The organism is Flavobacterium ammonificans (assembly GCF_020885975.1).
GTDB lineage: Bacteria > Bacteroidota > Bacteroidia > Flavobacteriales > Flavobacteriaceae > Flavobacterium > Flavobacterium ammonificans.
The window spans coordinates 954312-978405 of the sequence record NZ_AP025183.1 but is presented as its reverse complement, the minus strand read 5'-3'; the positions used below and the strand labels follow the sequence as shown (position 1 = coordinate 978405).

Annotated in this window: 20 protein-coding genes and 1 tRNA gene; 11 read left to right on the top strand and 10 right to left on the bottom strand. The window is 33.8% G+C overall.

Annotated features, from left to right (window positions below; genetic code table 11):
- Positions 1 to 42: 42 nt before the first annotated feature.
- Entirely contained in the window at positions 43 to 2310 is a 2268-nt protein-coding gene (locus tag LPC23_RS04265) for a carboxy terminal-processing peptidase (RefSeq protein ID WP_229331351.1), read from the bottom strand.
- Positions 2311 to 2491: 181 nt separating this feature from the next.
- Between LPC23_RS04265 and LPC23_RS04260 the strand changes: the two genes are divergently transcribed.
- The 3 genes from LPC23_RS04260 to LPC23_RS04250 all read left to right on the top strand — a co-directional run bounded on the left by LPC23_RS04260 (position 2492) and on the right by LPC23_RS04250 (position 6036).
- Positions 2492 to 2767 (top strand): hypothetical protein, encoded by a 276-nt coding sequence (locus LPC23_RS04260; RefSeq protein WP_229326877.1) that lies wholly within the window; start codon positions 2492 to 2494, stop codon positions 2765 to 2767.
- Between the two features lie 21 nt (positions 2768 to 2788).
- Positions 2789 to 3901: a lipid-A-disaccharide synthase gene (gene lpxB, locus LPC23_RS04255; RefSeq protein WP_229331349.1), complete on the top strand. Its 1113-nt coding sequence runs from the start codon at positions 2789 to 2791 to the stop codon at positions 3899 to 3901.
- Between the two features lie 98 nt (positions 3902 to 3999).
- A complete protein-coding gene (locus tag LPC23_RS04250) occupies positions 4000 to 6036 on the top strand; it encodes a ComEC/Rec2 family competence protein (protein ID WP_229331346.1) in 2037 nt (678 codons plus the stop codon).
- A 5-nt stretch (positions 6037 to 6041) separates the two neighbouring features.
- On the opposite strand, the gene LPC23_RS04245 is transcribed toward LPC23_RS04250, so the two are convergent.
- From LPC23_RS04245 to LPC23_RS04230, 4 genes are read right to left on the bottom strand one after another with little or no spacing between them, the layout of a single operon-like run.
- Positions 6042 to 6503: a thioredoxin family protein gene (locus LPC23_RS04245; RefSeq protein WP_229331344.1), complete on the bottom strand. Its 462-nt coding sequence runs from the start codon at positions 6501 to 6503 to the stop codon at positions 6042 to 6044.
- Positions 6504 to 6542: 39 nt separating this feature from the next.
- Positions 6543 to 8288: a peptide MFS transporter gene (locus LPC23_RS04240; RefSeq protein ID WP_229331342.1), complete on the bottom strand. Its 1746-nt coding sequence runs from the start codon at positions 8286 to 8288 to the stop codon at positions 6543 to 6545.
- 4 nt (positions 8289 to 8292) lie between these two features.
- Positions 8293 to 9837, bottom strand: coding sequence for a peptide MFS transporter (locus LPC23_RS04235; RefSeq protein WP_229331339.1), 1545 nt, complete (start codon positions 9835 to 9837; stop codon positions 8293 to 8295).
- Position 9838: 1 nt separating this feature from the next.
- Complete coding sequence (locus tag LPC23_RS04230) at positions 9839 to 12010, bottom strand: S9 family peptidase (RefSeq protein ID WP_229331337.1); 2172 nt, start codon at positions 12008 to 12010, stop codon at positions 9839 to 9841.
- A gap of 175 nt (positions 12011 to 12185) precedes the next feature.
- On the opposite strand from LPC23_RS04230, the gene LPC23_RS04225 reads away from it, so the two are divergent.
- Both LPC23_RS04225 and LPC23_RS04220 read left to right on the top strand, forming a co-directional pair.
- Complete coding sequence (locus tag LPC23_RS04225) at positions 12186 to 13502, top strand: hydroxymethylglutaryl-CoA reductase, degradative (RefSeq protein ID WP_229331335.1); 1317 nt, start codon at positions 12186 to 12188, stop codon at positions 13500 to 13502.
- 5 nt (positions 13503 to 13507) lie between these two features.
- Positions 13508 to 14419 (top strand): GYDIA family GHMP kinase, encoded by a 912-nt coding sequence (locus tag LPC23_RS04220; protein WP_229331333.1) that lies wholly within the window; start codon positions 13508 to 13510, stop codon positions 14417 to 14419.
- A 69-nt stretch (positions 14420 to 14488) separates the two neighbouring features.
- On the opposite strand, the gene LPC23_RS04215 is transcribed toward LPC23_RS04220, so the two are convergent.
- From LPC23_RS04215 to LPC23_RS04195, 5 genes are all read right to left on the bottom strand, one after another.
- A complete protein-coding gene (locus LPC23_RS04215) occupies positions 14489 to 16585 on the bottom strand; it encodes a peptidylprolyl isomerase (protein ID WP_229331331.1) in 2097 nt (698 codons plus the stop codon).
- A gap of 146 nt (positions 16586 to 16731) precedes the next feature.
- Positions 16732 to 16935, bottom strand: coding sequence for a hypothetical protein (locus LPC23_RS04210; RefSeq protein ID WP_229326856.1), 204 nt, complete (start codon positions 16933 to 16935; stop codon positions 16732 to 16734).
- Between the two features lie 11 nt (positions 16936 to 16946).
- Positions 16947 to 17486 (bottom strand): LPS export ABC transporter periplasmic protein LptC, encoded by a 540-nt coding sequence (gene lptC / locus LPC23_RS04205; RefSeq protein ID WP_229326854.1) that lies wholly within the window; start codon positions 17484 to 17486, stop codon positions 16947 to 16949.
- A 34-nt stretch (positions 17487 to 17520) separates the two neighbouring features.
- A complete protein-coding gene (gene bamG / locus LPC23_RS04200) occupies positions 17521 to 18774 on the bottom strand; it encodes a BamG family beta-barrel-assembly machinery protein (RefSeq protein WP_229331329.1) in 1254 nt (417 codons plus the stop codon).
- Positions 18767 to 19501 carry a type III pantothenate kinase gene (locus LPC23_RS04195; RefSeq protein WP_229331327.1) on the bottom strand — a complete coding sequence of 245 codons (735 nt, stop codon included), beginning with the start codon at positions 19499 to 19501 and terminating at the stop codon, positions 18767 to 18769. The genes bamG and LPC23_RS04195 overlap by 8 nt, the downstream gene beginning before the upstream one ends.
- A gap of 98 nt (positions 19502 to 19599) precedes the next feature.
- Here LPC23_RS04195 and LPC23_RS04190 point away from each other — a divergent pair.
- The 6 genes from LPC23_RS04190 to LPC23_RS04165 all read left to right on the top strand — a co-directional run bounded on the left by LPC23_RS04190 (position 19600) and on the right by LPC23_RS04165 (position 24063).
- A tRNA-Phe gene (locus LPC23_RS04190) sits at positions 19600 to 19672 on the top strand.
- Positions 19673 to 19721: 49 nt separating this feature from the next.
- Complete coding sequence (locus LPC23_RS04185; RefSeq protein ID WP_229331325.1) at positions 19722 to 20006, top strand: GIY-YIG nuclease family protein; 285 nt, start codon at positions 19722 to 19724, stop codon at positions 20004 to 20006.
- A 98-nt stretch (positions 20007 to 20104) separates the two neighbouring features.
- Positions 20105 to 20389 carry a GIY-YIG nuclease family protein gene (locus LPC23_RS04180; protein ID WP_229331323.1) on the top strand — a complete coding sequence of 95 codons (285 nt, stop codon included), beginning with the start codon at positions 20105 to 20107 and terminating at the stop codon, positions 20387 to 20389.
- 308 nt (positions 20390 to 20697) lie between these two features.
- Positions 20698 to 21117: an IS1/IS1595 family N-terminal zinc-binding domain-containing protein gene (locus LPC23_RS04175; protein WP_229326823.1), complete on the top strand. Its 420-nt coding sequence runs from the start codon at positions 20698 to 20700 to the stop codon at positions 21115 to 21117.
- A 105-nt stretch (positions 21118 to 21222) separates the two neighbouring features.
- Complete coding sequence (locus LPC23_RS04170; RefSeq protein ID WP_229331321.1) at positions 21223 to 22458, top strand: hypothetical protein; 1236 nt, start codon at positions 21223 to 21225, stop codon at positions 22456 to 22458.
- 36 nt (positions 22459 to 22494) lie between these two features.
- Complete coding sequence (locus tag LPC23_RS04165) at positions 22495 to 24063, top strand: MFS transporter (RefSeq protein WP_229331319.1); 1569 nt, start codon at positions 22495 to 22497, stop codon at positions 24061 to 24063.
- The last annotated feature ends 31 nt before the right edge of the window (positions 24064 to 24094 follow it).

The window sequence follows — 24094 nt, the reverse complement described above, 5'->3', positions numbered from 1 at the left end:
ATAAAAAGCGCTTATAAAGCGCTTTTTATTTAAATCTTTTGGTTACGATTTTACTAATTTACCATCTTTCAATTTAGCATTCATTGGTTTTTTGACAATCGGTTTGCCTTGTAAATCGTCTAAAACATTTAGCGCTTCTTCTACATAAATATCTTTGGATAAAGATTCGTGCCAACGCTGTCTTTTTTCTTTCAAGGAATTATCCTTTGCCATAATTTCAATTTCATAAGGAAGCGAATTGAACTTTAACTTATTAGAATAATTCTTAAGCGGCTTGTACATTTTTGCGCGTTCTTCAATTTGCTTTTGTGCCAATTTAAATTTATCAATGTTCAAACTATATACATAATCCTCACTTCTGCTGTCTATCCATTTAGCATTATCCTCTACTAATTGAAATTGGGCATTTTTGGCGATTCTATTTTTACTATTCATAATTACTTGGTTGAAATTTTTATTGTTTAACCAAGTAGAATAAGACGCTGGATCAATTTTATCCCAAGGCATCGCATTTTTCATATCACGCTCTCCCATTTTAAGATAAGAATAACGATCTGGCATAACAATATCGCTACTCACACCTTCTAATTGTGTTGAACCACCATTTATTCTATAAAATTTTTGAGTAGTTGTTTTAAGTGCTCCTAAATCCCCTACAGAACTACTTCTAACAAATTGGTTTAAATCAATCACATTTTGAACTGTTCCTTTACCATATGTTTGTTTACTTCCAATGATGATTCCGCGTTTGTAGTCTTGAATCGCTGCTGCTAAAATCTCTGAAGCCGAGGCAGAAAAACTATTCACCATAATTACTAATGGACCATCCCACTCAATTTTTTTATCTCGATCATAAAGTACTTCTTTTCTTTTTCCTGCTGATTTAATTTGTACTATTGGACCTTCTTCAATAAAGAGTCCTGCAATATCAACTACAGTAGATAAGGAACCTCCTCCATCATCTCGGACATCCAAAACAATTCCGCTAACACCTTCCTTCTTTAATCTAGCTACTTCGAGTGCAATGTCTTTTCCAGCGTCTCTACCGTCTCTATCTTCAAAGTCAATATAAAATTTGGGCAAATAGATTACACCATACTTCTTTCCATTTTTTTCAACAATACTTGACTTGGCATAGGTTTCTTCTATTTCGACAATGTCTCTAATAATTGAAATTACTTTGATGGTTCCATCCACTTTTTTAACCGTAAGTCGTACTTCAGTTCCTTTGGTTCCTTTGATTTTCTTAACCACATCATCCAATCGCATTCCTACTACATCAATAGGCTCTTGATTACCCTGACCTACTTTTATAACAATGTCTCCAGCCTCCAATTGTTTTCCTCTCCAAGCAGGCCCTCCTGAAATCAACTCTGATATTTCAGTATAGTCATTTTTCTTTTGTAAACGAGCGCCAATTCCTTCTAGTTTACCACTCATACTCACATCAAATCGTTCTTTATCCTCTGGTGCCAAATAATTTGTATGTGGATCAAACTTTGAGGTAACTGAATTCAGATATACCGAAAAGTAATCCTTTCGAGTTAAATCTTTAATAAAGCCAAAATATTCATCTAACGATTTTAGAGAACTCTCTCTTGTTTCTTTTTCTAATTCATCAAAAGATTTTTTCTTGTCTTTAGTAACTGCAAGTTCTTTCTTATTTTCAGTTTCTGCTGCATCCTGAAAATCAGATTCCTCGTCTAAGGGAGCCGCAACTGCCTTTAAATCTTTATCAATTACACCATTGCTATCCTGAATTTCCTGACGATCAACAAGAGAAGACAATGTAGATAATTTGATTTGCTTGCGCCATCTTTCCTTTAACTCGGAAGTATTTTTAGCGTATGGCATTTTTTCATAATCTGTATTGAATGATTCGTCAATAGTATAGTCAAAAGGTTGATCCAAAATAGATTTGTATATTGACTTGCTTTCCTCAATACGTTGAATTAATCGCGTGTAGGTTAAGTCAAAAAACGTCAAGTCTTTATTCAATAATTGATCGTCAAGTTCCAATTCATATTTAGAAAACTCATCAATATCTGCTTGCAAAAAGAAACGTTTGGATGGATCCAAAGCTTCGATATAATCCTTGTACACTCCTTTAGAAAACTCATCATCCATAGTTGCGGGACTATAATGTCCTTTTTCCAAAACAAAGGTTAAAAGCTCTATCAATAACTTGTCTTTCTCAGGGTCTGAAGAAGAACTAAAATTAGATTTAAAAGCTAGTAAGGATAAAGAAACAAAGGTGACTACTAAGAGTAGTTTATAATTTTTTTTCATAAATTGTAAAATGGTATTCATCCGGTTTTTTGTCTAAATTACAGTAAAAGTTATTTTAACAATGATAAGGCGTGCATAATTTTTTGTTAAAGATATAAAATTGTTCTTTTTGGCAAGAATTTAATGAATGAAGTTGGTATTTTTTGTTTTTCTTTGTTCATTATTTTGATTAAAAAGTATTAAAAACCAACACAGATTTCTTTTGAAAAACAAAACCGACCTCCTACTTGGATTTACAATAGGAATAATAACTTCTGTTTTTGGATGTTTTTTATTCATTCAATTGTTTACAAAATTTACTTTTATCGCTGGAGTTGAATTACTGCAAGCTGACGGTAAATTAGGAAAAATAATTACCTTAGGTACTGTTTTAGATTTAGTGCTTTTTTGGGGACTATTAAAATTGAATAAAGAGTTTATGGCACGCGGCGTAATTTTAGCCGTAATTACACTCACCTTGATTACGCTGTTAGTTTAACCTTCCGCAAAAGAAGAAACAATGAGATATTATATCATAGCAGGAGAAGCCTCTGGAGATTTACACGGATCGAATTTAATGAAAGCCCTTTATCAAGAAGATCCACAAGCTGATATTAGGTTTTGGGGTGGCGATTTGATGCAATCTGTGGGCGGAACTTTAGTAAAACATTACAAAGAACTCGCTTTTATGGGTTTCATTGAAGTGATATTCAATTTAAAGACCATTTTAAACAATATTACCCTTGCCAAAAAAGACATTTTGGAGTTCCAACCTGATGTACTTGTATTTATAGATTACCCTGGATTTAACTTGCGTATTGCTAAATGGGCAAAAGCTTTGAACATTAAAACCCATTATTATATTTCGCCTCAAATTTGGGCTTGGAAAGAGAATAGAATTAAAGACATTAAGCGAGATGTAGATCAGATGTATGTGATTTTACCTTTCGAAAAAGAGTTTTATGAAAACAAACACAACTATCCAGTTCACTTTGTGGGGCATCCGTTGATTGATGCCATCCACAATCAACCTAAAGTTGACGATGCTGTTTTTAGAAAAGAAAATCAATTAAATGACCAACCCATAATCGCTATTTTACCGGGAAGTCGCCAACAAGAAATAACCAAAATGCTCTCCGTAATGTTGAGTGTTGCCAATGATTTTCCTGACTACCAATTCGTAATTGCAGGCGCGCCAAGTCAAGATTTTTCTTTCTACGAAAAGTTTATTACGAATAATAATATCAAATTCATCTCTAATAAAACCTATTCACTATTAGGAATCGCAACTGCTGCTTTGGTCACTTCTGGAACTGCTACTTTAGAAACCGCACTTTTTAAAGTGCCCGAAGTAGTATGCTACAAAGGAAGTTGGGCTTCGTACCAAATTGCTAAACGCATAATTACCTTAAAGTACATTTCATTAGTAAACCTCATTATGGATAAAGAAGTCGTAACTGAATTAATTCAAGACGACTGTACAACAGAACGCATTAAAGAGGAATTAACTAAAATTCTAGAAGGAGAGTGCCGTGCAAAACTTTTGGCTCAATACGACCAACTAGAAAAAAAATTAGGAGGTGTCGGAGCTAGTCAAAAAACAGCCCAATTAATTGTAAAAGATCTAAGCTAATTTTTAAAATATATACCTCAAAAGCTTCCTGACTTTAAAAGTGGGAAGCTTTTTTAATTTATTATCATTTCATTTTCATTTTTTTGTATTTTAGTACAATGAAAGTTTTGCAATTCCCCCTAGCAAGAGTTACATTGGTTTTTATTGTAGGCATTTTATTTGCTAATGCTATTCAGCCAAGTCCCAATCTTGTTTTCACATCCCTTTTCATTTCCTCACTTCTTTTGGGGATTTTTTATCATTTGTATTCCAAAAAATATCATTTTGTTCGTCCCTTTGGATGGACAGTATTAGTAGTGGCTTTCTGTATTGGTATGACCACTCAAACTATTCACACTGCTACCAACCAAAAAAATCATTATTCCAAAATTCCAAATGTGTATGAAGATCCACATACCATTACGGTAATTCTCCACGAAAAATTAAAAAGCAACGCCTTTAGCCAGCGCTATGTGGGATTAGTTCAACAAATTGACACAATAAATTGTTCAGGTAAACTACTCATCAATATCAGAAAAGATAGCTTGAATCATTCCTTTAGCATTGGCAACCGACTTCAAATCAAAAGCAATATAAACCCCAATAGTGCTCCAAAAAACCCCAACCAATTCAACTACAGTAACTACTTAGTAAACAAACAAATTTATGGTCAGCTTTATGCTGATGCTTCAGAAATTAAAATAAGTACGCTAATTGAAAAAGACATTTGGTATTATGCCGCCCAAATTCGAAATACGATCATTAACAATCTAAAAAAAGACGGCTTTACTACTACTGAGCTAAATGTAGCAATTGCACTCCTTTTGGGACAACAACAGGAAATTGACCCCCAAATTATCCAAGATTATCAATATGCAGGTGCGATACATATTTTATCAGTTTCAGGTTTGCATATTGGTTTCATCTTATTATTTGTCACTTTTATTCTTAAACCAGTGCCAAACAACAGAAAAGGATCTTTATTAAAACTATTTATTATTATAAGTTCGCTATGGTTATTTGGGATTCTGGCAGGTTTATCGCCATCAGTGGTAAGGTCTGTTACTATGTTCTCGTTTGTTGCTATTGGACAACATTTAAGACGTAGCGTAAATATTTACCACACTTTACTGGTTTCTATATTACTAATAGTAGTAGTGCAACCGGCTTTTTTATTTGATGTTGGGTTTCAATTAAGTTATTTGGCATTATTTTTCATTATTTGGTTGCAGCCATTACTCGCGCAACTTTGGGAACCTAAAAATAAATTCTTAAAATACGTTTGGGATATAATTAGTGTTTCCTTTGCTGCTCAAATCGGCACCTTACCATTAAGTTTGTATTATTTCCACCAATTTCCAGGACTATTTTTTATAACTAACTTGGTTATCATTCCGCTCACAGGCATCATTATGGGATTGGGATTAGTGGTTATGGTATTAGCTTTTTTTAATCTTTGTCCGTTAATTTTATCCAAGGCATTGGAATGGAGTTTGTATCTAGTTAATCAAATCATCCATAATATTGCTTCTTTCGAAGAATTTATTCTGAAGGATATTCCGTTTAATACATTGTTATTAATTGGAAGTTATTCATTGATATTAACTAGCATTCTTTGGTTCGAAAAACGAAATTTCTCTCGATTAGTTGCTCTTCTACTTTCCGTTATTGGCATCCAATGTTCGTATTTATGGAACGAGTGGAATGTTGAAAATCAAAATGAGTGGGTCGTTTTTAATATAAAAAAGAATACTTTAATTACTGAACGCAACGGCAAGAAAGTAACTCTATTTGCCAATGATAGTCTTCAAAAAATAGGTGCGAAAAACAATAACTTGAACGCCTACCTTGTTGGGAATTTTAGTCATTTGGCTGCAGCCAAAGAATTAAAAAACACTGCATTCTTCAATGGAAAAAGGATTCTTATTGTGGATAGCACAGGGGTTTATCCTAAAAAGTACCGCCCAGAGATTCTGCTATTAACACAATCTCCTAAAATAAATTTAGATCGGCTTATACAAACCATTCAGCCAAAAGTAATCATTGCCGATGCATCCAATTACAAAACAGTTCAAAAGCATTGGGAAACAAGCTGTGTAAAAGCAAAAATCCCTTTTCACTCAACAAGTGAAAAGGGATTTTATATCCTAAATTAACATTTTTACTTCTTCTTCAAAAATCCATTTGCAACACCTAACCAAGCTGTTGGGCCTCCTGCTAAATAACCAGTATTTCCTAAAGATTGAAAGTTAACTTTTCCTTTGGTTTCAGTAACGGTTGCAAAATGAACCGTTGGATATCCCTGAATACCAAATATTTGTTGCAATTGTGCATTCTGTTGTTTGATTTCATTGGTTTGAGCTTTTGCTCTAGGATAATCCAATTCAACTAAAACCACATTTTGTTTTGCCCAAGTGGCAAATTCAGGTGTTTTCAAGACTTCTTTTTGCAAACGAATGCACCATCCACACCAATCGCTCCCTGTAAAAAATAAGAGCATAGGTTTATTGGTCTTTTTAGAAACTTCGATAGCTTTAGTTACATTGGTTTCCCAATACAATTCTTGCGCCTGTAAAGAAACAGAACCAAAAACAAACAGTATAGTAATAATTATTTTTTTCATTTTATTGCTAATTTTATTTACAAAAATACTATAATTTTTTTATCGTACCCCGTGCATTAACTTTTTAATAATCGGTGACATAACTAAAGAAATAAAAGCTACTGCCAAAGATACAATTGCTAACATCCAAAAGAAATAACTCAATCCTTTTTCGTCTGCAATTTTATCAATATTTTCTCCAAATTTAGCTGCCCCTTTCATTCCAATCGCAACAGCTAAATACCAAATTCCAAACATCATTCCAATCATTCTAGCTGGCACTAATTTACTCACATACGACAAACCAACTGGCGAAATACACAACTCAGCCATAGTAATAAAAAGGTACACTAAAATTAGATAAATCATACTTACTGATGCCGTTTTTGCGCCTGGTACAATTCCGTCCGATCCAATAGCAACACATATCATTCCGATTGCTAAAAAAGACATTCCGATTGCATATTTCATATTTGCTGAAGGATTGTATTTACTCTCCCACCATTTAGAGAATAAGGGCGCCAAAGTGATAATGTAAAGCGAATTTAAAGAGGCGAACCATGAAGCAGGCACTTCTAATGTTTCTCCAGAAAACTGATCATTCAACATCCAAAATGCAATTCCCCAAATAATGACAAAACTTATAGCCAAAACAATGTTAGCCATTGCATACTTTGCAAAAGTTTGCTTAAATAATAGAAATAAAACCCAAGTGATAATTCCTAAAGGAACTAAAGTAATAGCTGCATTGACAATCATGAAAATAGTGCCTGCGTTGCCCTCTAAAATACGATTCGTGTAATCATTAGCAAAAATCGTTAACGTTCCCGGAGATTGCTCAAAAATAGCCCAGAAGAAAATAGTTAAGAAAGCAAAAAAAGTAACCGCAATCATTTTCTCTTTGGTAATCTGAGAATAGGTCAACAAACGATAGGTTAAAAGAAATAAAAATAAGACTACCGCTAGAAGAATGGTGAAATTATTTCCTGTTAAACCCATTACTTCAAAATTGAATAGATCCACTCCTCCTTCTGTAATAATTTTAGCAGGTTCAAAAATAATCCACACCAAACCTAATACGATCATGATGCCAATTAAAGCCAATTGCCAAATTGAAAAAGGATTAAGAGTGTCATTGTTTTCATCTGTCAATGCCACTTCTTTTTTCACTGGTTTCAAACCAATATCCCCAAAGATATTTCGAGAAAGCCAAAATTGAATTAATCCAAAGAGCATAAAAATTCCAGCCAAACCAAATCCCCAATTCCATCCTACTTGCTCTCCAAGATAACCACATAAAACGATACCGAAAAAGGCTCCCGAATTTACACCCATATAAAATATGGTATAAGCACCATCTTTTTTCTCAGGACGATCTTTATACATTTCTGAAACGATGGAAACCATATTAGGTTTAAAGAATCCATTACCAAAAACCAATAAAATTAATCCTAAATAGATGAAGAAAGGAGTTTCCAATGCCATAGAGCCGTGCCCTAAGGTCATTAATAAAGCACCTATAACTACTGCCCATCGATACCCAATTATTTTATCTGCAAAATAACCACCAAGCATTGTAGACAAATAAACTAAACCTACATATGATCCAAAGATTGCCATCGCTTGTTCCCTAGTCCAATCCCAACCACCATTAGCCACTGTTGATGTAAAAAACATGACAAGTAAAGCGCGCATTCCGTAAAACGAAAAACGTTCCCACATTTCGGTAAAAAATAGTACAAAAAGTCCCGCAGGATGTCCTAAAACGGTACTCTTAAAAAATTGATCAGTTGAATTTTCAGTCATAATATTAATTGTTTAATTCTTTATCTACCCCATGCATTAACTTTTTAATTACAGGAGATAATATCAATAAAAGTAATCCAAAACCAATTCCTGTATAGAAAAGGTATTCAAATAATTTCATATAACTCTGTTTAGCCAAATTCAAATCTGGAGCCAAACCATTTGAAGTATCGATAGAGGCAATATTTGCCAAAACAGAAGCAATAAACTCAGAACTCGCCGTAGCCAAAAACCAAACTCCCATCATAAATCCTACGATCTTCACTGGCGAAAGCTTCGTTACTGCTGATAAACCAACAGGAGACAAGCTTAACTCACCACAAGTATGTAATAAATAGGTTAATATTAACCAAAATGCAGCCACTTTTCCTGTATCTGACAAATTAATTCCTAAAACTAAGGAACCAAATCCTAATCCTACAAGAATTAATGCAATTGAAAACTTTACGGCAGTATTGGGATTGTATTTCCCTAATTTAACCCAAAGCCAAGCAAAAACTGGCGCTAAAAGAATAATAAACAAAGCATTAAAACTTAAGAATTGTCCAGCAGTAAGTTCAAAACCAAGTACATTTCTGTCCAAAATTCTGTCTGCAAATAAATTCAAAGAAGTATATGCCTGTTCAAATAAAGCCCAAAAAACAATGGTAAAAACGATTAAAATCGTCAATGCAATTAATTGATCTCTCTCTTTTCCTGAAAGTTGAGTTGCTGCAAAATACACGATATACAAAAAGGACAAGCCACCTGCGATTTTTAAAATCCACGAAACGGCTTCGTGACTTTGAACCATTTGCCAAAAAAAGAAAGCTGATAAAGCACTCGCGCCATAAATTAACCATTCGTTTTTAATGCCAAAAGAAGTTTTAGCTAGTAATTCAGGAACCAGAGATTCTCCTTTACCTTCTAAAAATCGTTTCCCCGAAATAAAAGTGATTAGTCCTAAAAACATTCCAACTCCAGCTGCGGCAAAACCATAACTCCAACCGTAATTCTCTCCTAACCAAGCACAAATAATTGTAGCAAAGAAAGAACCTAAATTAATTCCCATATAAAAAATGGTAAATCCAGAATCTCTTCGTGCATCTCCTTTAACATACAATTCTCCCACTAAAGAAGAAATATTGGCTTTCAAAAAGCCAACTCCTACAATAATTAAGGACAATGAAAAGTAAAAAACTTGTAAAGCAAAATTATCCCGAACAATTTCACCCGTCATGGACTGCGTAGCGGCATTCCCTTCATATGCCATTCCTAAATGACCTAAGACTAACATAATACCCCCAAAAATAATCGCCTTTCTAAACCCTAAATACTTATCAGCAATAAAACCGCCAATAACAGGAACAGCATACACTAAAGCAGCATAGCTTCCAATTAATAAATTTCCTGAATCATCTGAAAAAAGATGGTATTTTGTTAGATAAAATATTAATAAAGCCTTCATTCCATAGAAAGAAAACCGTTCCCACATTTCGGTGAAAAATAAAATAAACAACCCTTTTGGATGTCCAAAAATGGTTTCTTTTTGCAAACTTGTATTTGTCATATTATAAATTTTCTTTGATGAAATTAGTCATTTTAGTAAACAATTGAATTCTCGTTTTACCACCATAAATACCATGGTTTTTATCTGGATAAATTTCCGAATCAAACTGCTTGTTAGCTTGGATCAAAGCTTCCATCATTTGCATAGAATTTTGAACATGTACATTGTCATCTCCAGATCCGTGAATCAATAAATATTTTCCTTTTAACTTATTCACGTGATTGATAGGCGAGTTTTCATCATAACCACTTACATTTTCTTGTGGCGTTTGCATATAACGTTCTGTGTAAATACTATCATAAAAACGCCAGTTGGTTACTGGAGCCACTGCAATGGCCATTTTAAATACATCTGCACCTTTCAAAATACAATTGGACGCCATAAATCCTCCATAACTCCAACCCCAAATTCCGATTCGGCTTTTATCTACAAAAGGATAATTACCTATTACTTTAGCCGCATCAATTTGATCTTCCACTTCGTACTTACCCAATTCTTTTTGAGTTACTTTTTTGAAGGCAGCGCCTTTGAAACCTGTTCCGCGGCCGTCCACACAGGCTATGATATAACCTAGTTGCGCTAACATTTGGAACCAATAATCATCATTTGAATTCCAATCATTATTCACTTGCTGTGATCCTGGACCAGAATATTGGTACATAAAAACGGGATATTTTTTAGTTGGGTCAAAATCTTTTGGTTTCAAAATCCAAGCATTCAGTTCGTTCCCTTTTGCTGTTTTTAAAACAAAAAATTCTTTAGCTGGCAAATTGTAGCCTTTTAATTTAGATGCCAGTACTTCGTTGTTTTCAATCACTTGCACTTGAACTCCTTTTTTAGCTTCGTTCAAAGTATAGGTAGTAGGTTGAGTTGCACTTGAAAACGTATTGATAAAATACTGGAAATTCGGACTGAAAGTAGCCGCGTTTGTTCCAGTAGATTTCGATAAACGTACTTTGTTTTTCCCATTCAAGTTGATGCTATACACATCTCTATTAATAGAACCATTCTCAACAGATTGGTAGAAAACTGTATTATTTTTTTCGTCAAAACCATAATAATTGGTCACTTCCCAATTCCCTTTGGTTACTTGATTTTTTAATTTTCCTGTTTTATCATACAAGTAAATATGGTTGAAACCATCTTTTTCACTTGTCCAAATAAAACTATTGTCTTTCAAAAAAGTCAAGTTATCGGTTACATCCACATAGGCTTTATCTTTTTCATTCAACACTACTTTTGTAGCACCTGAATTTCCATCAACAAACAACAAATCCAAATTATCTTGATGACGATTCAAGACCTGAGCCGAAAGTACATTCGCCTCATTTGTCCATTGCATTCTAGCTATATAAAAATCAGAGTACTGAGATAAATTCACTTTTTGTGTTCCTTTTGAAGCTACATCATAAATATGTAATGACACTTCTGAATTTTTTTCTCCCGCCTTAGGATATTTGAAGGTTTCTACTGTTGGGTACAAATCCTTTTTGAAAATCGACATCGAAAATTCTGGAACCTGACTTTCATCAAAACGAATAAAAGCTACTTTTTTACTGTCTTTACTCCAATCAAAGGCACGAACAAAAGCAAATTCTTCTTCATACACCCAGTCAGTAATTCCGTTAATGATGCTATTCTTTTTACCATCATTGGTTAATGCAACTATTTCTTTAGTTGTAATATCATATACATACAAATTATTTTCTCTCGCAAAAGCTATCTTTTTCCCATCTGGCGAAAAAGTAGGCTCTTGCACTTGGAAATCAAACAATTTAGATACCTTTTTAGAATTGGTATCATACAAATAATAATCGGCTGTAAATGAATGACGGAAAATTTGATTCGTATTATTAGCTATCAAAACCAATTTCTCATCTGGTGAGAATGTATAGCTGTCAATTCCATCCGCTAATACGGAATGATTTTTTGTATCAATTAACGTACTTACTTTTTTTAATGTAGCAAAATCGAACAAATCAATTTGCATGCTTCTTGAAGCGGCGTCAAAATTTAAAACAGTATATTGATTGGTGTTTTTCATGGACTGTAATTCATCCATTCCCTTGGTTCTAAAAGCTCCAGAATAAATTTCTTCAACAGTGATTTTTTGTTGGCTATAAACAGATAGCGTGAGTACAAAAAATAAAATAGAGGATAAACTTAATTTCATAAAAAATCGGTTTTTAATAGACCCCAATTTTAGTGAAAATTTTACAATTATTTCACATTTGTGTTGTTAAATGTTAAAGCAATTATACTTGCTCATTTTATTTGAAGTTATCAAGTTATAACTGAAAAGGTTGAAAAGTGTATCTTTGCAACAAAATCATTTTAATCTACTGAGAATGAATCAAGCCGTAAGCGGATTTTCAAAATTATCCAAAGAAGAAAAAATAGTATGGATTGCCCAAACCTATTTTTCAACTCCTGAATCTGCCATTCAATTATTAAAAAATTATTGGAATTCAGACGAAAAAATCCAGAAACTGCATGACGAATTCATCGAAAATACGATTTCAAATTTCTATATCCCTTTAGGCGTTGCGCCTAATTTCCTAATTAACGGAAAGTACAAAACCATTCCAATGGCTATTGAAGAAAGTTCGGTAGTGGCAGCGGCTTCTAAAGCAGCTAAATTTTGGTCCACTCGTGGCGGATTTACGGCTACAGTAATTGACACCGAAAAAATTGGGCAAGTCCATTTCATTTTCAAAGGAGATACTGAAAAATTACATACTTTCTTTTCCAAAATCAAAGCTAATTTCTTTACAGAAACCGAAAGTATTACTAAAAACATGCAAGCTCGTGGCGGCGGAATCTTGGATATTATTTTAATAGACAAAACCGATTTAATTCCGAATTACTATCAACTTCACGTAAGTTTTGAGACTAAGGATAGTATGGGCGCCAATTTCATCAACTCGTGTTTGGAACAATTTGCTAAAACCTTAAAAGAAAAAGCAAGCCAATACGAATTGTTCTCTGAAACAGAAAAAGACATTAAAGTTGTCATGAGCATTTTGTCGAATTATGTTCCTAATTGTATTGTACGTGCCGAAGTTTTGTGTCCTATTGCCGACTTAGAAGAAAAACACATCCCAAATCCGCAGGAGTTTGCCGAGAAATTTGTGCAGGCTGTTCGCATCGCCGAAGTGGAACCTTTCCGAGCTGTTACGCATAACAAAGGGATTATGAATGGCGTTGATGCAGTGGTATTGGCAACTGGAAATGATTTTAGAGCCGTAGAAGCTGGAATTCACGCTTATGCTTCACGCAAAGGACAATATTCAAGTTTATCTCATGCTAAAATAGAAAATGGCATTTTTAGTTTTTGGCTGGAAATCCCATTGGCTTTAGGAACCGTTGGCGGACTAACCTCTTTACACCCTTTGGTAAAATTAGCTTTGGAAATGCTGGAAAAACCATCTGCTCAAGAATTGATGCAAATTGTTGCTGTTGCAGGTCTGGCTCAAAATTTTGCTGCTTTGCGTTCTTTAACCACAACAGGAATTCAAGACGGACATATGAAAATGCATTTGAATAATATTTTGAATCAATTCGACGCAACAGAAGAAGAGCGAATCGCTGTTCAAAAACACTTTAAACACCAAACCGTTTCGCACAGTGCAGTTGTTGAATTGATGAAACAATTGAGAAACTAATTAGAATGCAAAAGACCTTCTACAGTAACGGCAAATTATTAATTTCAGGAGAATACCTTATTTTGGATGGTGCCAAAGGATTAGCATTGCCTACCAAAATGGGACAAAACCTCATTGTAGAAGAAACACAAACAAAAAGTATTCATTGGAAAAGTTATGATGCCGATGGAAGTATTTGGTTTGAAGAAACCCTTTCATTTCAAGAAATTCAAGATAACACCACTACTACTGAATCAGTAAAAGCAACGCTCATCAAAATATTGCAAGTGGCTAATACTATGAATTCCAATGTGTTTTCTAATTCAGAAGGACTTGCAGTTATAACTCAATTAAGTTTTCCAAGAAATTGGGGATTAGGCACATCGTCCACCTTAATTAATAATATTGCGCAATGGTTTCAAATAGATGCTTTTGAATTGCTACATCAAAGTTTTGGCGGCAGCGGCTATGATATTGCTTGTGCGCAAAACAACACGCCTATTACCTACTCTATTGTAAATGGGAAACCCAAGATAACACAAGTGGTTTTTGAGCCTGAATTCGCTAAAAACCTCTATTTTGTGTATTTGAACAAAAAACGAAATAGTAAATCGGCAATAGCAGAATACCATTCTAATAAAACAAATCAATTAACGGACTTTATTGAAACGATTGACAAAATAACCCAGTCTATTATAGATGCTGACAACTTAGAAGTATTTACTCAGATAATTAACCAACACGAAACTCTTTTAAGTGCGCTTTTAAAGACCGAAACGGTTAAAAATGCTTTGTTTCCTGAATTTGATGGCGCTGTAAAAAGTTTAGGCGCTTGGGGTGGTGATTTTGTTTTAGTAGTCTCAAAAGAAAACCCAAAGTCTTATTTTGTTGCTAAAGGATATGAAACGGTGATTCCTTATCAAGAAATGATAGTATAATTTCTCAAAATAAAACCAACAAAAAAAGCCAAGACAATGTCTTGGCTTTTTTTATATATAATGTACAACTTAGTAATTAAACTTACTTCTATTGTCTTCAATTGTAGCATTCGCTTTCAACGCTGGAAGAATTCTTCCTGCATCACCAGCAGTTTGTTGTTTTAATTTAGCTACATAAGCTGAGTGGTTCTTTAAAGCAGGTGCTTTTAAAGTACTTACATTTTTAACAACATACACACCAGTTGCACCTTCAATTGGCGCAGAGACTTTATTAGCAGTTAAGGCAAAAGCAGTTCCAACCACTTTAGGCTCTGCTCCTACTAAACCGAATACTGGATTTTCCATTGTAATATTGGCTGCTTGTTCTACTTTAGTTTTATTTGCTTTTGCAATTGCCTCTAAAGAAGAACCTGTCATCTTCGCTTTGATTAACTCTGCTTTTTTCTTATTTTTAAGAATTGGCTCTACATAAGCTCTAGCCTGAGCAACCGGAACTAAACCTGAATCATCAATAGATTTTACTCTTGCAATTACGTGACCAATATTAGCCAACTCAAAACGCTTAATTGAACCCACTTTAGAACCTTCTTCAAACGCCCATCTCACGATAGCTCTTTGGTTTCCTAAAGAAGCAAAATTTTCTTCCATACCAGTTACTGTAACAGGAGAAGCAATCGTTAATTTCATGTCTTTCGCTAATTTAGCAAAGTCTTTGTTAGCCGCATCCATTTCAAATTGTGTAGCTTGAGTAAAGATTTTGTCTGAAGTTGCTTCAGAAGGCTGTATTTTCTGAGCTACTGTAGCTAAACGCACACCATCTTGTTTATCTGTAATTCTGATAATATGAAAACCGAAAGGAGTTTCAACTAAACCAACTTTTCCAATCGCATTTCCAAAAACGAAATCATTGAATGGTTTAACCATTTGGTTAGGACCAAAATATCCTAAATCACCACCTTGTTGTGCAGAAGAATCATCTGAGTTAGAAAATGCTAACATCATAAAACTATCTGGATTTGCATTTACTTGAGCTAAAACAGCTTGTGCTTTTGCCAAGGCTTGCTCTTTTGTTCTTTTCTCTCTCTTGTTTGGTACTTGAGTTCCTTCATAGCTAATCAAGATATGACTTGCTTTAGCATTTACACCGGCTCTTTTTCCAAAAGATTTAGAAAGACAATAGTAATTTCCAAATTTGTACGGTCCGTAAACAGATCCAGGAGCCAAGTTGAATAACTGATCTGCATCAACTGCAGGCAAGTCTTTCTTAGCTACATAAGTAGAATCGTAAGGTACATCTGAATTTGAATTTACAAAATCTATTGCATTAGCAGCAGTTCTAAAACCTGCTACTGTATCATTTTTTCCAGTTTTTGAGTTGTAAACTACGCTACCAGCCAATAATGCTGTTATTTTAGCTTTAACATCAGCTTCATCTTGCGCCGATGCTTTATCTTCTAACAAAACGTACTCAATCTCTCTTGATGGATCAGCTTTGTATTTTTTCTCATTTTTCTTCATGAAATCTACAATTTCAGCATCAGTTACTTTTACTTCACTGTCCTTAATAGTTGAATATAATCCTGCAACGTAAGCAAAATTTACTTTATTTGCTTCCATTTCGTATTTCAATTTCCCTTCAGCTTCAGTAGTATATAAACTAGCTTTCACCAAAGTGCTATACATTTGGAATTTAGCATTCAATTCAGCTGACTTTTCTCTCTCTTGTAAAAATTGAGCTTGCTCTGGATTTGCTTTAAAATATTCTTTAAATTTTGCCAAATCAAATAATCCTGCTGCATTTAAAAACAAAGGATTACCTCCAATATTTTGATCGGCCTTCAACACTTCAATTAAGTGTTTCTCTCCAGCTCTTAATCCTAATTTTTCAAACTCTGAAGTTAACAAAGCAATAGAGACTTCCTGATCCCAAACTTGGTTTGCTGCTTGAGTAGATGTGATTCCTTGACCACTTTTCTCAACATTACTTACTTTAACTCTAAAGTCTTCAAACGAAATATCTTTGTCATTAACAGTTCCTACATCTTTTGTATCTTGTCCGATACCACCTTTACCAATCAAATCTTGAATGATAAATGCAAATAAAGCAAGTGCTATTGCACCAATTAATAATGCGGAACGTTGTCTAATTTTTGCTAAAACTGCCATTTTATTCTAATTAATTTATATTCAGTTTGCGAAAATACAATTATCTAGTTAATATTTATAGTACAAGTAGTTTATTTTGAAAGTTTTTTTAAATTTTTTCAAATAAAAACAATAGACTATGAAAATACTTTATGATTGCTTTTCTACTATTCTTGATTTCTATTGTTTCTTCGCTCTTCAAAACGTTTCGCATAGCGTCTTCTAAATCCAAATAAGAAAATAGCAATTGCTGCGAAAATCAAAGTTAATTCGGCATTTTCAGCCGGATTATTCCAATTAATAACGGAATCAATAATAAGATAAATTCCTAAAATTAGATACAAATAAGGAGTATACTTAAGGTAGCTCATACTATATATGTTTAATCGGCGGAGTCAACTTCGCCTGTTATTCTTTGTGAATTAATTACTTTAAAATCTTTGCTGAAATCTATTCCTTGTCCATTAGACACTCCTCTTGGAGAGCTAAATTTGTATTTTCTTTCAGTAAAAAACCAAGAATTTTTTTGATCGAAATACAATTGTTCTGTTTCTAGAATTTGACCATCAGTTGAAACTATTTTAACTTTATCTTGCAAATCAATGATTCCTGTTTGTTTATACGATACCGCATAATTTGATGTAATCACCGTTTCTTTTGCATTTTTATCAAATAGAGTGACGCGAATCCCTTTAGGAAATTCAGTAAATGGAAAATCAACTACTGCATAATCCAACATTTTTTTACTGACTAAAATCCCTGTAATTCTTCCTGAATCAGTGTATTTTAAATTAACCTCATCAGCATTGTTACTTGGAACAAAATCTGAAAAATTGTCTTTTTGAATGTCTTTAAAATTACTCTCACAAGCAGTAAGCGAAATTAAAAAAAGACAAAATAAAAATTGACAGGTTTTATTCATAAGTACAAATTAAACAGTATAAGTGAGATTAAGTTTAGTCAAATTTTCTCTTCTGAAACCATCTATCATTTAACGACAAACTAAGACTCAAAATAGCATAGTTTTCTTGAATTAAACCTTGGGATGTAGTTCCCCTTTTACCAATTTCAAATCCTAAATTTATGTTCGAGAAAGATCCTGACACAGGAAAACCAATACCCATTGTAGCTCCTATATCATTAATCGACTTAGAGTTCACAATTAAGCCTGTTTGTTCGTATTTCAACCCTCCTCTATACACTATTCTTTTAGCATAACTCGTAAAGGAATTATAATTTGGAATGTAATACCCTCCAAGACTAACTTTTTGATACTTTCCATACGAAACTGCACTAAAGTCATTGTATGTATTAACAAAATTAGCCGCATCTCTAAAACTAATTTGTGTTCCTAACAACCATTTTTTAGAAGATCCAAAGCCAATACCTAAAGTCATTTTACTTGGAGTAGTTAAATTTGTGGTAGTTTCAATCTGGTCTGAAGTATCGACTAATGAATTATTAAATTCAGCGTCAATTAAAACTGTAGAAATTGAACTTAGATTAACTGATTTCAAACTACTCTCCAACGAATAATTGAAACTGCTATAAAAATTAGTTTTAGCGGTTAGCTTTGTTTGATACATTAAACCAACATTGAAGTTAAAACCCGTCAAGGTAACATTATTTATCTCTCGAGTTCCCACAGGAATTGTAGATAAAAATTCCAAACTGGATGTGTTTATTGTTCCAAAATTATAATGAGCATCTGCGCCCAAACTTAATTGTGGGAGCAATTTGTATCCGAAACCTAGAAACACTTTGTTAAGACCACCTTTACCGTCAAAACGACTACTGTTTTGCGTCGCATCTGTTGCAATTGATTCAATTTTGTATCCAACAGAAGAATACGGAATTAAACCAAAACCTAACCCTGCCTTAGTACCCAAAGGCAATCCAACTGCTAAATAATCTAACGCAACCCTTTGAACAGCTGCCGACTCCTTAGCTGATTTTAAATTAGTCTGATTAAAACCACCGCCCAACGCAAATGTGGTAAGTTTCAAATTAGCAAAACTTGAAGGGTTATCTAAGTTAATATGGATACTGTCTTGTTCTACACCTATTCCAGCCATAGCTCGCATTTCAACGGTTCCTTTAAAACGAACATCCCCGATTCCAAAAAAAGAATACGGTGAGGCTGTTCCTTCTTGAGCAACAGAATAAGCAGAAACTAGAAGACAAATACTAAATACAATTCTTTTAATCATTTTTCATTTTATATTGAAAGGTTTGATTCAAACTCTCCAACAGAAAATTTGAATTGGCAAATATGGTATTTTTTAATCGTTTAGCCAAAAATTCTGCGTCTCCACCCGTTAAAATTATAATAAAATTTGGGTAACGCATTCGGTATTCTTCAATAAAACCATCTATCTCATGAGCTAATCCGTTTACAACACCCGAGTGGATTGAATTAGCCGTTGAATTTCCGATAAAATAATCTGGACATTCTGACTCCAATAAAGGCAAAGCTGAAGTAAACCTATTTAAAGACTGATATCGTAAGCGTAAACCCGGAGAAATAGCACCGCCCAAATACACATCATCTTGACTTATGAAATCGTATGTCACACAAGTACCCGCATCAATTACTAATCTATTTTGATTCGGATATCGAATTGTTGCACCCGAGGCCAAAACCATTCTATCAATCCCCAAAGTATTTGGAGTAGCGTATGCATTCAGGAATGGGAAAGGGTCGTGATGTGATACAAAGTGAATTGAAATCCGATTTGAAAAGGATAAAAAGTCATTTTTATCAAAATTTCCGACACTTGCAACTACCAAATCGGAGGCGCTCAGATATTTATTTAAAATACTTTCAATACCATTTTGTAGTGCTTTTGGCTCAAATTGAAATTGCTCAACAAAGGTATCGTTCTCAAAAACAGCACCTTTAATTCGGGTATTCCCAACATCGATTGTTAGAATCATATAGTTTTAATTTACAAGGCGAAGGTACGAATTGATTTTTTTTAATATTTGTTTTGGATAAATTAAAAATGATTCTATATTTGCACCCGCATAAGCAAGGTACCTTAGCTCAGATGGTAGAGCAATGGACTGAAAATCCATGTGTCCCTGGTTCGATCCCTGGAGGTACCACAAAACCCGCTCAAACGAGTGGGTTTTTTGTTTTTTAAACTCCCAAACCATGCCCCATTTTCTTTACATACTACATTCAAAAACAAGCACAAAATATTATATAGGCGAAACTCATGATGTTAAAGAGAGAATTCTCAAACACAACCAACATGGATATACTAACGCTTTTTCTAAAATTGCCAATGACTGGACATTAGCTTTAAATTTTGAATGTATTGACCGAAACGAAGCGCTCTTTCTTGAACGTTTCATTAAAAAAATGAAAAGTAAAATTTTTATTGAAAAAATTATTCAAAACCCTGAAATACTTAAAGATATTTTATCGAAAAAATAAAAATACATATGTCCCTGGTTCTCCCGAAGCGTCGGGACTGGAGGTACCACAAAACCCGCTCTAACGAGTGGGTTTTTTGTTTTTTAAACTCCCAAACCATGCCCCATTTTCTTTACATACTACATTCAAAAACAAGCACAAAATATTATATAGGCGAAACTCATGATGTTAAAGAGAGAATTCTCAAACACAACCAACATGGATATACTAACGCTTTTTCTAAAATTGCCAATGACTGGACATTAGCTTTAAATTTTGAATGTATTGACCGAAGCGAATCACTCTTTCTTGAACGTTTCATTAAAAAAATGAAAAGTAAAATTTTTATTGAAAAAATTATTCAAAACCCTGAAATACTTAAAGATATTTTATCGAAAAAATAAAAATACATATGTCCATGGTTCTCCCGAAGCGTCCTCCCGAAGCGTCGGGAGGAGGTACCACAAAACCCACTCTAACGAGTGGGTTTTTTGTTTTTACAATTTATTAAACAACTCTGGCTTCTTCAATTAAAAATATCAGGTTATTACTCAAAGTCAAATTTACCTATTTTGAAAATCACCCGTTTTACTGTTAAAAGTTTACTGTTTTTCTAATAAAAATAAAGTCTCTCTAATTATTTATATGTTTTTTTATTGATTTATGATTTGTATATTTGCTAATTTACTATATTTATGCAAAATTTATATATATGGAAATTCTTGCCTGTCCAAAATGCCAAAACGATCATATCGTTAAAAGCGGCATAATTAACCATAAACAAAGGTATGCTTGTAAAAAATGCAACTATTTCTTTACCGTTAATAAAATAGGAAAAAAGATAGATGATTATTATGTTACTAAAGCTTTGCAACTCTACTTAGAAGGTCTTAGTTATCGAGAAATCGAACGGATTATAGGCGTTTCTCACGTTACCATCAGTAATTGGGTAAAAAGCTTCAATATAAAAAAACCAACCCATACTAACTACCACCCTACTTACAAGATATTTAATCATTTAGAACTTGTAGAATATTTAAAAAATAAAGATTTACTTTCTGGTGCCGGAATGATAATTACCGAACTTGGAGATAAATTTATGCTAATAAAATGGGAACGTTTTAAAGACTAACTATAGTAGTTTACAAAAAAATATATAGTAATTTTTTTTAATAGAAAAATAATTGAATTTGGCACTGTGAAAACTAACCATTTTATTATTTAACCAATTATTACTATGAAAAAAACACTTTTTATTGCTGCACTATTATGTACAGCTTTTGTTTTTTCGCAAGAGAAAACCCCTCCAAAACCATTTAAAACAGAGCTGTACGGTTTTGCTCGAGTAGACTATAGTATAGACACGAGACAATCTGCACAAGTAAGAGAATTCCATCTTAATCTTTGGCCACTTGATAAAAAAATTGATTCAAAAGGAGCAGATATCAATGCGAGCGGTGCTTCTAATTTTCTTTCTGTAGTGTCTCGACTTGGAGTTAAAGCGTCTGGCCCAGATGTATGGGGGGCAAAAGCTTCTGGTGTTTTAGAAGGCGATTTCTTTGGAAATACAGAACAATCTATTGCCCTTTTTAGATTACGTCATGCATACGCTAAATTAGACTGGGAAAAAACATCATTAACATTTGGTCAAACTTGGTACCCTCAATTTATACCTGAGGTATTCCCGGGGGTGGCTAACTTCTCTACGGGTATTCCTTTCAATCCTTTTGGATGGGCAACTCAATTTAGATTAGATCAAAAATTAAGCAATCAGTTTAAATTTTCGTTCATTGCTTATAAAGACAGAGAATTTGGAGCTTTCCCAATTGATGGAAAGCAAAACTCTCCTGTTTACAATAGCGTTATTCCAGCGATGCATGGAAAAATAGAATTCAGAAACAAATCGGTAATTGCTGGTTTAGGAGCTGAGCTTTACCCAAACAAACCATTAATTGAGAGTAATGGTGTTAAATCTAACGAGACTCTAAATTCAACTTCAGTTCTGGCTTATTTTAAATACAATGCAGAAAAATTTCATATTAAAGCATATGGAATATCTGGAGAAAATTTACATCATTTAGTTATGCTTGGCGGCTATGCAAGCTATGCAAATGGAACTAATCCGGTTACCTATGAAGGAATTCGAACTAACTCATTTTGGTTGGATATTGCAAGCAATAGTGCAACAACAGCACCTGGTTTTTTCTTTGGATTCACTAACCAAGATGGTACATCGGCGAACACATCAGCTCTTGGTATTTATGGCAGAGGGATTAATAGCACAAGAGGAGTTAAGGATATAGTAAGAGCATCAGCTCGAATTGATTTCAAACAGAACAAATTTAGACTTACTCCTGAAATCGAATATACAGCTGCTACACATGGAAACACTCAAAAAGACCTTTCTATTTCTGGAATAGAAAACAAAGTAGCAAATTTTAGAGCGACTGTTTCAGCAGTTTACAGTTTTTAAAAAATTATTAACAATCAACCCAAAAACAATTACATTATGAATGAAAACAAAAAAAGCTCCTTATGGACAGTTATTGGAGCGTCTTCAGTAGGTACCATGATCGAATGGTATGATTTTTACATCTTTGGTAGTTTAGCTACTATAATTTCAACTAAATTTTTCCCTTCAGACAATCCAACTGCTGCCTTCCTATCTACATTGGCAACTTTTGCTGCAGGTTTTGTTGTGCGCCCTTTTGGAGCATTGTTCTTTGGTCGTTTAGGCGATTTGATTGGACGTAAATATACGTTCATGGTTACTCTTTTATTAATGGGAGGAGCCACTTTTTTAATTGGATGTATTCCAAGTTATGAAACGATTGGTTTCTTAGCACCAACTTTAGTATTAATTTTACGTTTACTTCAAGGTTTAGCTCTTGGCGGGGAATACGGTGGTGCAGCAACTTATGTAGCTGAACACGCTGGTCCGGGACAAAGAGGTTATTGGACTTCATGGATTCAAACTACTGCTACAATTGGATTATTTGTATCATTACTTGTTATTATGGCTACTAAAAGCGCCATGAGTAAAGAGGCATTTGAAGATTGGGGATGGAGAGTTCCGTTTTGGGTTTCAATCCTTATGATTTTAGTTTCTTATTTGATTCGTAAAAACATGAGCGAATCTCCTGAATTTGCAAAAGTAAAAGCAGAAGGTAAAACTTCTAAAAATCCATTGAAAGAAAGCTTTGGTAATAAATTGAACTTTAAGTTTGTGTTGCTAGCTTTATTTGGATTAGTTATGGGTCAAGGTGTAGTTTGGTATACAGGACAATTCTATGCTATGAGTTTTATAGAAAAAGTAATGGGCTTAACTGACCAAGTAGGTGATATCATGATGTATGCTATTTTAATGGCAACTCCGTTCTTCGTATTCTTCGGATGGTTGTCTGATAAAATCGGTAGAAAATGGTTAATGCTTACAGGTATTTTAATTGCAGTGATCGCATATAGACCAATTTACAGTGCAATGTATGAAACTGCTAGTATCAAAAACAAAACTGAAATTGAGGCTAAAACAGTTGTAGTAGCTGAAACGAAAGAGAATAAAGCAAAAGCATTAGACTCTGTGTACACAACAACCAAAGAGTATACTGATGGTGCAACTTGGAAAGAAGTTAAAACCGTAACTTTAGAAAATGGAGTAGCTAAAATTGGTGACGACGGAAAACCTAAAGTAGAAGTTAAGAAAACTATGGTAGTGAATGAATCAGACAAATGGACTTTGATTTGGTTAGTATTTATTCAAATTTTCTTTGTAACTATTGTGTACGGACCAACAGCAGCTTTCTTAGTTGAGTTGTTCCCTGCAAAAATTCGCTATACTTCGATGTCATTACCATACCATATTGGTAATGGAATCTTTGGAGGATTGCTTCCTGCGGTAGCTACTTCGTTAGTGGCAGCAGCAACAAAAGCAAATGATGCCGCAGCAGCAGCTGGTGAAGCGGTAGCAGTAGCCGAACCTTATTTAGAAGGTCTTTGGTATCCAATCTTAATTGGTGGTATATGTTTTGTAATTGGTGCCATTTATGTTGACGGTAAAAGTACCTCACACAAAGAATAAACAGTAAATAGTGTAACTTTAAAAAAAATAT